This window comes from Paraburkholderia polaris (assembly GCF_012927345.1).
Lineage (GTDB): Bacteria > Pseudomonadota > Gammaproteobacteria > Burkholderiales > Burkholderiaceae > Paraburkholderia > Paraburkholderia polaris.
Window position 1 is genome coordinate 1 of sequence record NZ_JABBGJ010000093.1, and the last position, 11,398, is coordinate 11,398.

Below are 11,398 nucleotides of genomic sequence, written 5' to 3' on the forward strand. Positions count from 1 at the left end.
TAATCGCGAAAGCTGTCCTTGAATCAGAATTGAAGGACACGGATGCTGCGCGCCCCGAGCAACTTTTCACTGACGTGATGACAGTCAACTATGCTAGTACCGTCGTTGCCAAAATCTGGCGCAGGTGTAGCGGGCCCACAGGCGTCTGAGAAAACCTCTGCTCATTCATGCACGGAATACATGCAAGCTGAAATTTACAAGGGATACTCCATCTGGGGGCACGCCATTCTCCAGCAGATGGATATCCTTGAACCCGAACGGTACGCGGCGAGTGGAACCATCACGCAGCACACAAAGGTCATCGAAACATCGGGTATTCTCGGCAGTTTTGAGACTGAAGAGGATGCCCGACAGGCTGGGCTTGCCTGGGCGCGCGCCTGGGTCGATAGCCATGGTTGACGCGAGCCGCACCCGTTGAATATTGGGACAGCACTAAGGCTGAAGTTAGCGACCACCCAATTTTGCGTTGTCCGGGACGCTTCCTCAAACGCGGCGGTCGCGGCCGCGTGAAGTCGCTACAGTGCATCCGCGCACGGTGTGAAGTTCAGCCTTGGCACCGATAGCGCCAAGGGCCTCAATCATATCGAGACACTGCCAATGCGCGGCTGCACCCCTCATCGATAACGCGACGGGCTGCACGACGTACTTTGTCAGGCGTGTACGGTTGAGCAGTTGAACGCGCAGCGAGCCAGCTACGGTTAATAGTGGTGATAGTAGCCGCCTGCAGGCACCACGATGCAGCCGCCCAGCGTGGTTCCAAGACATACGGCCATCAGCATGAACGCAAAGATTCTTTTCATAACGTGCCTCACTTGTCAGTCGTGAACGCACTATATTGGGCCCGCAGATTACCCGTATTTTTGTGTGTAACCAGACGTGAAATCTGAAACGTCTGCCATTACCCGACTGCCGACGTACCACGCGCACCCAATGCGGCGGTCGTGCTTTCTCTTCGCGTTCTTCACCGTCTTGACCTGAATCGCCATTGTGCTGCGCCAGTCGCAGGAGGATGCCTGTGCGTCGACACCAGGCGCTTCGGCGTGGTGGTCGCCGGCAGAGCCGGGACGGAGAACTCAATGAGAAGTTTGCCCGGGCAGAGCGGCAGTCATAGACTCAGGATGCGACGAATGCGGCCTCGCCATGCGTGGGCATCAGGCGACAGCAGCAGCGAGGTATCATCGCCCTCATCACTCACCACAGGACGCAAAATCGGATGTCTGTAGATTCCAGCTGGTTGGGCCAGATTGAACGCGAGTGGGCACAACTTCGCCAGGGCGACGTGTCACTCGACGTGGAGAGATTCTTCCGGCACGTTGTGTCGGCAAACAAGGTTGGCTTTCTTTCACTTGAATCTATCGCGGCCATTGCGAATGGCCTGCTCACAAGTCCGCTGGCGGGCGCGCCTTACCTCGGCCGTCGTCTGCTTGAACAGGTTGGCCCCGGCCGTCACCCATCCCTGCGGGTCGCGCTTGCACTGTCTCTCGTCACGGAGACCGGTGGGCCCGCGGATTACGAAGGCGGGCACGTCATTCTGGGCGACGTCCTGACAGACGATATGGCGAGTGACCCGCTACGCGGCATGGCGGCCGCGGCTCTCGCGGACAGTGCGCGGCTTGGTCGTGGCATGGACACCGACCTCGAGATGGCTAAAGACATGTATGCCACGGCACTGGAGCTTGGACACCGGTCGGCCGCGTATAACCTGGGCTTGTACTGGGAGGGACGCTGGGATAGGAGTGCTCCCGGCGACGTCGTCCCCGACAGCACGAAGGCGGCACAGGCCTACAAGCGTGGTGGTTCGGACGCAAAATGCGCCGCCCGTCTGGACGCATTGCGGGCGCGTTCGAGGTAAATCACACCAATTGCGCGTGGAGACGCCATGAAGAAAAGCGATCTTTGTGTGCTCACTTATACGGTCGCTTGATCAGCCGCGGCTCCCGGCGCGCCCGCGACACACCTCGTCGCGTCCACCTTTTTGCCGCGAACCGATTTCTTCGCAGGTGCCTTCTTCTTCGCTGGCATCACCCGCCAGGCGTCGACTTACGCACTCAATAGGATCGAGGCTTCCGGCGCAGCGGTGGCATCCGGATATGCAGGAGCCGCATTGACCGCTGCAGGCTTCCTGGCTGACACCTTCTCTGGAGCCGGACGCGTCGCAGGCGAAACGGCGGTGTTCTTCGTCGCAGCCTTCGTGCTGGCAGCAGAGGACTTCGTGACAACCGTCTTCCCGGGAGCACCTGTATTCTTCGCCGCCTGCGTTTTCCCGGTCACCACCTTCTTCGCGACGGCCTGCTTCGTTGCGACCTTCGGCTTGCTCGCCTTCTCCAACGCAGTCGCGGCGGCCGCCCCATCAATCAAAAACCTGGTCCGGTCCTTCACCGAGGCCAGCCATGCCGGCGCCGGTCCGCGACCGCTCCATGTTGCGCCCGACTTGGGGTCTCGGTAGAGCGCCGGTTGCGGACCCTTCCGCTGTCCTTTGTGAGCCGCGGCGCCGACAGTCTTCGACGCCGTCTTGACCACAGTCTTTTTCTTGCTCGCAGGACTTGCCGTCGTCGCAACGGTCGCTTCAGCGGCACCTGCAATCAGAAACTTACTCCGGTCTCTGGCTTCAGCAATCCAGGTCGGTGCGCGGCCGTGACCGGTCCACGTTGCTCCTGTTTTGCGATTCTGGTATTTCGGCGATGCTTTGGTCCTGGCGACATTTTCGACCTTCGTCTTGCCAGCGGCGGCGCCGATCTTCAGCCCTTTCGCCACTCGCTTTGTCGACGCCCTGGCTTCGATGTCTGCTGTCGTCAAACCGTGCTCAAGCATCAACTTGCGGATTTGGTCGACTGCCGCGTGAGTCTTCTTCGCAAGCAATGCTTCGGCTTGAGCTTGCAGCTTCTTTACCCGGGCTTGGATTTGTTCTAGCGTTGCCATATGAGTTCCCTCAGTCGTTGATAAACTGAGCGCACTATGCCACGGTCGCACGTTCGAGGCTATGGGTGAATTGGCGCTGTAACCTGACTGGGTAAGCCGAAAGCAGGACTACTACGGGTATGGGATACGATTTTCACATCACGCGCAAAGAGAACTGGTTCGACGACGGACCTGAAATCATCGCCTGGCGAGGGCTCGTCGAGCTCAGCGGCAGCGCGCGAGCGACGGCGCTTGTCAACGAAGTAGCACAGGCACGGGCGCAGCGCGCCGGCATCGACACGTCGGCCGCCGGACACTCGCAATCGCCGTTGCCAGCCACAGCATCCCGGCGTTTCGCCGACCTGACACCCAAGGAACGACAGGATCGACGCAATGAATTCAGGGCTCAGCTGCGCTGAGGCCGGTAGTCAACCGGGAGAGCGAAGAAAGCCATCGCCTGAAAGTTCAAAATCGCGAGGTCGGGGCGGCCCGGAGATCTGAGATTAACTTCGAATATCAGAATCACCGAGTGAGATCGAAACTACGTGCGTGGGGTGAATCCTCAATTCAGATCCGACCCATTATTCTGAGGTGAGCCTGCCAACCTATCATTCGAACAGGTGAGCTGCGCGCAGAAGAGATGGCTTTCGGCATTCTCCACACTGGCAATGAAACGGTTTGAGTAATCGGAAGGTTTGTCGACCGACCCTGATCGGTGTCACCGGGCCCGGGTCATGACCCACCGGTTTTCACGATTCAATTTGGTGGGCAGGTTCGCTTCAACAAACATGATTAGTGGAGTCATCAGGGTTGGAAGGGCACAAAAAATGGCCCGCACCTGCGCGGACCTAGGTGTGGCTGTGCAAGGACAGGCGGCCAATCTTGCTGCCAGCCCCGCCTTTGCCCCTTTGTAGCCACGTGTCGCTAGCACCGACTACGTCTACACAATAGCCACTGCGCGGCGCGTGGCCGTGCATTGAAGAAAGTTGCAGACGTCACCACTCGGAACTCGCGGACCAGACAAGGTTGCAGAGCACCGATGTTGAAAGTTTCACTTCGTATCCGGCGAAAGTGAAAGGCTGACGTCTCACGCTCCGGATGCGCGTCCCGGTGCTGCTGTTTCCTCCGAAACGCTGCAACTTTCACTTTTGCGCACGGTCGCCGTCACGTCGATCCTGCCCTTGTCTGGCCAACATGCTGTTGCAACTTTCACTTTTGGAACGCTTCTACTTTTGCTTCGTCGCAAGACCGCGAATGTGTTGGCGGGCTGTAAATGCCTGGGCTATGGAAGCGCGGTGTCATCCTGGTCAGGGCGCAAACGCCGTCGACGGCGCAAGGGCGCCGCCGTTCGGTTCAAGGAGCACCAGTGACAAGGGGATTCTTGCGGTTACAAACTGCCCGCAAGCCCAAATGAAGCGGCGCTTATTTTAAGTTAATTGGAATTGATTCCGTGCTACGGTGGAGCGGCTTTTCCATCGGCATGGCATTCCTTGCGTCCTGAAACAGGAAAGGGCAGGGTTATCCACGGGGCCGCCGCCCGCTTTTTCTATAGCGAGAGGCGAGCGGCCCGGTGGATAACCCGTGTCGAAGGCGATGCTGTTTTTTGCCTGTTGGTTCGTCACCAGTTGACGAGGCAGCATCGCTCGCAGGGAGCAACTAATGGGTGCAAGCAACGCTTCCGTCGAACCGGTCTGGGAACGATTCCCGCTAATCGCTTCGAACGGTTACGCTCGCCGCTGGATACAAAGTTGTACATCACTCGGTCTGGCGAGAAACACAGTCGCGGCGTACATGTAAGCGATGGAAGACTTCCTTGGCTTTGCGCAGGACCATTGCATCGACCTCCGCTCTACATCGCGAGAAGCTATTGCACGGTATGTCGGTGAACTGCGCACCCAGCCGAGGCGATCGGGTGCCAGGGTGACTCGCATCGACTCGGGCGGCTTTTTATCGAACGCAACACTGCAGCAGCGTCTCACTGCCGTGCGGTTGTTTTTTGGGTTTCTTGTTGATGAGGGGCTTGTCAGAAACAACCCTGTGAGCCGCGGCCGACATACGTCATCCAGCCGTTTCGGCGCTCGCGGTGACCGAAGCCTCGTCCAAAAATTTCATAAGCTACCCTGGATTCCGACGGAGACGCAGTGGACGGCACTCCTTGCTGTGGTCCGCGACGAACCGCGGCGAAACAGGTGCATGCTGGCATTTGCCTATGATGCAGCGCTTCGTCGGGAAGAACTGTGCGAGCTTCGAAGCAGTGATCTCGATCCAGCGCACCGGTTGCTGCGTATACGCGCAGAGACGACCAAGGGCCGACGGGAGCGTGTCGTGCCGTATTCCGACACGTCTGGGCAACTGCTGCGCGACTACCTTCTGCATCGGCAATGTGTTGCCGGCGACCGGCAAGCCTTATTTCTTTCTGAGTCACCCCGTAACCAGGGAGCTCCAATCACGCTGTGGACGTGGTCCAAGGTTGTCCGCTCCATTGCGCTCCGTGCCAACGTTCCGTCGTTTTCCACCCATACATTGCGTCATCTTTGCCTGACGGATCTCGCCCGGTCAGGCTGGCAACTCCATGAGATCGCCCGCTTTGCTGGTCATCAGAGTCTGGAGACGACGCGGCAATACATCCATCTGTCCGGACAGGATCTGGCGGAGCGGTTGGCAAAGACAATGCGTCAGATCCATTCGTGGCGCGTTGACGCCCTTGTTGGTGCTGACTGACGAGCGGTGGCGATGATGAAGGCATCCCGCACTCTAACCTCAGCCTCCGGCGCCTGTACCTGGCTCTGGCCAATACGGATAGCGGACTATGATCGCAGCAGCAGCCTGACAGATGCAGAACACGAGCCACTGACACGCAAGCTTTCAGCGGACCTGCGGACCGAGCTCGGAGCAAGGGCTGTGCTCGGCCAGTTGGCTGGTCTGGAACGGCTGCTGACGCCGATCAATGACGCGCTTGCCGTGATCGATGGCAGACGTGGCTGTGGCGACCGCGTCCGGCTGATACTTCTTCAAGGCTGTGCGGAGCGAAGGACAACTTTCTGGGCATGGGACGAGACCATCTGGCGAAAAGTTATCGGCACCAGCCAGCAGGTCTTCGTTTCGGCGCACGATGTGAAGCCGCGCGCCGCTGGTGAGCGCCAGGCATTGATTGCCGTTGCCTATTTGCTTCGCTGTTTTCGCGACATTTCCAGTCTTGGAGAGGTAAAGCGGGTCGCTCTGGCAGAGAAGATCTTCGGCAAGGACCGGGTCACTGCAACGTTGACGCGCGTGACGGACATTGTGACGGCGTGGGGTTATCGCAGCCCGAACAAACCACTGATGAGCATGGTCGCAGAGCTTCTGCTTATAAATCAGCGGCCGGAGCTTGAATCGCTGACAGCCGACTTCATCGGGGCGGTTCGTGCCCGATGGCGCGACTCTGACCATCGCAGCTCCCTGTACTTCCAGCTGGCGCGCGTCCTCGCGGCATTGGGGATACTTTCAGATGAACCCACAGTGCGCGATACCGTGGACAGGGAATTCATAGCTGCGGCGAGAATCGCAGGTATCGCTGCCGACTGGGTCGCAATGGTCGAGCGATGGGAAGCGACCAGCACACTGGCGGCAGCTAGCCGCCGCCAATTTCGGAACATGATTCTGAAGGCCGGTCGCTGGTTGAAAGACCGGCATCCCGAGGTTACCAGTGCCGATCAATGGACTCGGGAACTGGCGGCAGAGTACGTTGGCGATGTGGACCGGATGCGTGTTGGGGACTATATCTGGCACACCGCAAATATAAGCAATGGACTCGGCAAACCGATAACAGCGCGCTCGAAGAACGCCTTGCTGGGTTCTATGAGGTGTTTTTTCGCTGATGCCCAGGAATGGGAATGGATCCCGCGCCGATTTGATCCGACCCGCGCGTTTGCGACGCCTCGCCCGGTCAAATCACTGATAGGACCGGCGCCCCGCACCATTGCCGACGATCTTTGGGCCAAACTCCTCTGGGCCGGCCTGAATTTGGGGTCAAGTGATCTTCCCCTGCATGGCAGCGCAGCATCGGACGGCGGCAATCTGACGGAGAAGCGTCGCTGCACTGGTGGCTACTATCCACTTGAGATGCTGCAGGCATTGAGCATCGTATGGCTCTTTGCCGGATTACGTAGCGACGAGATCGTTCGACTACGCGTTGGCTGCGTGCGCAAGGGACCGCCCGCAGAAGAACTGGCGGCGCAATGCTGGATGCTCGATGTTCCAGTTAATAAGACAGGAACCGCATTTGCAAAGCCGATCGACACGATTGTTGGCGAAGCGGTATCAGCCTGGGAGCGCGTGCGTCCCATACAACCGCTTGCGCTCGACATCAAGACGGGCGAGCAGGTTGATTTCCTGTTCTCGTATCGTGCGAGGATGATTCCGCATCACTACCTGAACCGGCATCTGATTCCCCTGCTTTGCCGTAAGGCTGGGATTCCATCTGTGGACGCACGCGGCCGGATCAGCAGCCACCGGGCACGGTCGACTATCGCGAGCCAGCTCTTCAATGCCAGGGAACCGATGACGCTATTCGAACTGCAGGCGTGGCTTGGCCATCGCTCGCCAGTCAGCACGCAGCACTATGTCGCGTTCACGCCTACGAAGCTGGCAAGAGCCTACTCCGAAGCGCAGTACTTTCAACGGAACCTGAGAATGATGGAGGTACTGATTGACCGGCAGGCTATCGACAGCCGGAATCCAGATGAACCATGGCGTTACTACGATCTGGGCCACGGGTTGTGCTCTTATGAGTTCTTTGACCAGTGTCCGCATCGTATGGCGTGTGCCCGGTGCGACTTCTATGTTCCGAAAGAATCGACGCGGGGTGAACTTATCGCATCAAAGACCGGCATGATCCGTATGCTGCAGGAAATACCGCTCACCGATGAAGAGCGCAATGCAATCGAGGGGGACCAGAGCGCTGTCGACCGGCTGCTTCGACGCCTCGAATCCATGCCGGCACCAGATGGCTCGCTTCGAAGGAAGCGGTGAGACAGATGTTGAAGGCATCGGGCAGGAGTCGGCCAGTTTCAGCCATTCAACGTTACTACCTAGATTGTTGACATTCCGTTCATTCCGTTCATTCCGTTCAAGTAGAAGGGCTTGAGGCGCAAGCTCTCGGATTATCCGGCGAACTACATTACGAAGTGCTTTCACGACGTGCGATGAAGGAAAAGCGCTACTGGACCATTCGCTGGTCGCGTCCCAGAGCGCGCGCTGATCGACCACATTCTGTCGGACGATCCGACGGTGGCACTGAAAATCGCTTTTGCGGCGGCGACTTGGGTCGGGGCGACGATCGGCCGGTGTCAGACGTTCTGGAGACAGGAATTGGGGGGGGGCTTGTGGTTGTCCACCCGGGACCTGTAGATGCTGGTCCGGGGTTCATGGACACGCTCAATATCAAGAATCAAACAAACAGGCAGCTAATCAAGGCCTTTGTTTAGCTAAACAAACTAAAAATTAGTGAAACTACTCGTTGTCAGTACATCCTCATTAAGAGACTCTTTATCGGCGCGTTGTTGACGCTACGGTTGGGGGCTCTTTCGCGATGGCGACCTGGATTTGCGTCCCGGACGCCGACAGGAAAAATCCCTTCCACAGCCAAGACATCGACAGCGCGGAAGAGATGAACTCGGCGGCCTACTGGTTGGATACGACACAAAATTTCCAATGCTTTAAGTAGTACTTATTAAATAATCGACGATAATTCTGGAGGAGACACAGTATGTCAACGATTGCACTTGGATCTGTAATGAGAAGCCCGGTACGAGCAATCAAGTACGTGGGAGCCGGAGCGATTCTCGTCTTCCTTGCGGCGTGCGGGGGCTCTTCTGTAGATACGTCCCCTGCCTATCTCTCAGGCACAGCCGCTCAACGATCGAATTTACCCAACCTTAGCGCTGCTCAGTACGCAAACTCATTCGTTACGCGGCAAGGGTCTCAATTGATGGTGGCCGGACAAAATTTTCGGTTCACCGGCATGAATATCGAATATCTTGGACTAAAGAACTACGGTCCTATTCCGTCGGTGTCGATACCGGTCGGGAGCGAAAGCTATCCAAGTAAATACGAGGTGGACGACGCTTTCGCGACCGCCCATGAAATGGGCGCCACCGTGATTCGCGCGCAAACGCTCGGCGATACGGTTGGATGCCCGCTTTGCATTGAACCCTCTCAAGGTGTGTTCAACGATGCCGCGTTCGCGCAGATGGATATGGTGGTTGCAGAAGCGCGCAAATACGGGATCAAGCTCATTGGCGAGTTTGATGGCGATGCAGGTGGCACCGGAGGGGGTAATGAGAGTTTCAACTGGTGGTGTACATGGCGCAGCATCTCTGCCACTAATTGCCCGGCAGCATTCCTGACCAACCCGGACTTGATCGGTGACTACGAGCGGCATATGCAGGCGTTACTGACTCACGTCAATCCGCTGACAGGTCTCGCATATAAGGATGACCCGACCTTCCTCGGATGGGTGGATGGCAATGATCTCAATATCAACACCAGTGCCGTAACCGAATCCCCGACCGGCCAGCTCATAATACCTCCCGTGATCTCTGATGCGCAAATGACAACATGGCTGAACACAGTATCCAATTACTTTAAGTCCATTGACAACAGGCAGCTGTTTATCGATATCAGCCTGAATGGGTCAAACATTCCGGCGTCATCTGTGCTCAGCGCGTCCAACGTCGATGTTTTCGCTGAAGAATGGTATCCGCACTGGTCACCCATTGGGAACGAAAAGACGACCGGCAACTCACCGGAGATTCATACGATCGCTGCGCAAGTCGCTGCTGCCGGCAAGGCAAACGTTTTGATTGAATACGGATGGGACCAGACCGATTATCAAACCACTGCGGCTCTGCAAACGTTTCTGGATGGCGTTGCTTCTGACTCCAATATCGCAGGCGACAATTTCTGGGCGCTGCTAGGCCATGCCAGCGGGCACGGCTGGTTGCCGATTCCCGCCAACGAAGAATGTCAGCCCAACTGCGAAACAACTGAAGACGGCAACTGGTGGGCGCTCTATTACACGGGCATTACCACGCTTTCCAATACCGCCGCAGATATGGCTCAGCGAGCGCAAATGCTGCGCCAACACGATTACACAATGAATAGATTTAGCGCTGCTCCTTCGCATGAACTCGTAGGAGCGCCGGTGATCACATCCACCAACGGCGGACATGTCGAATTTGAAGGTGCAGCAGGTTCCCCCACTTACTCCGTACAGATGCTGCAGGCGAACGGAAGCTGGACGACGCCGTGCCAGAATTGCACGACCGATGCAGGAGGCGGCTGGGTCGATACGACCGGACAGTCAAAGCCATGTTATCGCGTCGTCGGAGTGAATCTGGATGGCGTTCCAGGCACTCCTTCCACGCCCGCAGGCAGTGGATGTTCAACGTCCGTGGCAAATCGCCAGCAGCAGCCAACGACCGGTACATAATGTTTGCGCTGCACCTGGCGGCGACCGCCAAGAACGTGTAAATCCAACAGCGCGACTTTGTCACAGGGCATTCAAGGTCGCGCTGAGGGTCCAACCGCTCTTCGAAAGATACCAGCCGTGATTAAGGATGTCGGCCGATATTTCCGAGCCCATTGGTGTTCTCGAGCAACTGGGATGGTCATTAGGACTGGCTCAAATACTGGCACGAAATCAAAAGAGCAGATATGGTTACACGCTTCAATTTTGAACGGCCGCTTGCCGCAAAATCGAGCGTCCCTTCAGGGTCGAAATTTGCCTGTCGACTTGGCTTTCTGGGCAATATCAGGAACTCCGAACATATCATCGCAGGCCGGAACTCGCCAGTTTTAGTTCCCAACGAAAAAATCGTCCAATTCCACATAATTGCAGCTATCTACCCCTTCGTTTGCGGACATGCCGGAAGAGGGCGGAAATCGCGCTCACACAACTAAATCTGTTAATAGTTTTCAACTAATTTTGTTATCACTGCCGGCATCGGTCTTCAGGGCTCTGTCAGGTTGATGGGGAGGCGGCGGTAGAATGAAGTGATGAAGAAAACGAAATCGCTTTATCACGGTCACCGCTTCCCAGCCGTCGTCATCAGTTGCGCGGTTCGGTGGTATTTCCGGTTCAACCTGAGCCTTCGCGACATCGAGGAATTGTTGCTCGAGCGTGGTGTCGTGGTCACGTACGAAACGGTCCGTTGCTGGTGTGACAAGTTCGGCGCTCGATTCGCCCGTTGTGCCAAAGCGGCGCGGCGCAAGCCGGGCAGCACATGGCATCTGGACGAAATGTTCGTCACGCTGCGCGGCGAGCCGTATCTGTTGTGGCGAGCGGTCGACGAGCATGGTGTCGAACTCGACGTGCTGGTGCAAAAGCGGCGCGACAAGGCTGCGGCAAAGCGCTTCTTCCGGCGGGTGCTGCGTTCAAACCCGCTGCCGCGCAAGATCGTTACCGACCAGCTGCGCAGCTATCCCGCAGCAAAGGCTGACATTCCCGAGCTCGCTCATG

The 11,398-nt window shown here is 57.3% G+C and carries 8 protein-coding genes; 7 read left to right on the top strand and 1 reads right to left on the bottom strand.

Annotated features, from left to right (window positions below; translation table 11 throughout):
- Positions 1 to 180 precede the first annotated feature (180 nt).
- Positions 181 to 399: a hypothetical protein gene (locus HHL24_RS42345; RefSeq protein ID WP_121113242.1), complete on the top strand. Its 219-nt coding sequence runs from the start codon at positions 181 to 183 to the stop codon at positions 397 to 399.
- An 814-nt stretch (positions 400 to 1,213) separates the two neighbouring features.
- Entirely contained in the window at positions 1,214 to 1,852 is a 639-nt protein-coding gene (locus HHL24_RS42350) for a sel1 repeat family protein (protein ID WP_169491198.1), read from the top strand.
- 188 nt (positions 1,853 to 2,040) lie between these two features.
- Here the strand turns inward: HHL24_RS42350 and HHL24_RS42355 are convergent, their stop codons facing one another.
- Positions 2,041 to 2,919 carry an H-NS family nucleoid-associated regulatory protein gene (locus HHL24_RS42355; protein ID WP_169491203.1) on the bottom strand — a complete coding sequence of 293 codons (879 nt, stop codon included), beginning with the start codon at positions 2,917 to 2,919 and terminating at the stop codon, positions 2,041 to 2,043.
- 119 nt (positions 2,920 to 3,038) lie between these two features.
- Here HHL24_RS42355 and HHL24_RS42360 point away from each other — a divergent pair, with 119 nt between their 5' ends.
- The 5 genes from HHL24_RS42360 to HHL24_RS42380 all read left to right on the top strand — a co-directional run.
- On the top strand, positions 3,039 to 3,317 hold the full coding sequence (locus tag HHL24_RS42360) for a hypothetical protein (protein WP_169491199.1): 279 nt from the start codon (positions 3,039 to 3,041) through the stop codon (positions 3,315 to 3,317).
- Positions 3,318 to 4,818: 1,501 nt separating this feature from the next.
- Positions 4,819 to 5,619 carry a tyrosine-type recombinase/integrase gene (locus HHL24_RS42365; RefSeq protein ID WP_206003272.1) on the top strand — a complete coding sequence of 267 codons (801 nt, stop codon included), beginning with the start codon at positions 4,819 to 4,821 and terminating at the stop codon, positions 5,617 to 5,619.
- Between the two features lie 12 nt (positions 5,620 to 5,631).
- Positions 5,632 to 7,908 carry a tyrosine-type recombinase/integrase gene (locus tag HHL24_RS42370; RefSeq protein WP_169491200.1) on the top strand — a complete coding sequence of 759 codons (2,277 nt, stop codon included), beginning with the start codon at positions 5,632 to 5,634 and terminating at the stop codon, positions 7,906 to 7,908.
- Positions 7,909 to 8,899: 991 nt separating this feature from the next.
- Positions 8,900 to 10,369, top strand: coding sequence for a glycoside hydrolase 5 family protein (locus tag HHL24_RS42375; protein WP_169491201.1), 1,470 nt, complete (start codon positions 8,900 to 8,902; stop codon positions 10,367 to 10,369).
- Positions 10,370 to 10,935: 566 nt separating this feature from the next.
- A partial coding sequence (locus HHL24_RS42380; protein WP_169491202.1) for an IS6 family transposase occupies positions 10,936 to 11,398 on the top strand: 463 nt, incomplete at its 3' end.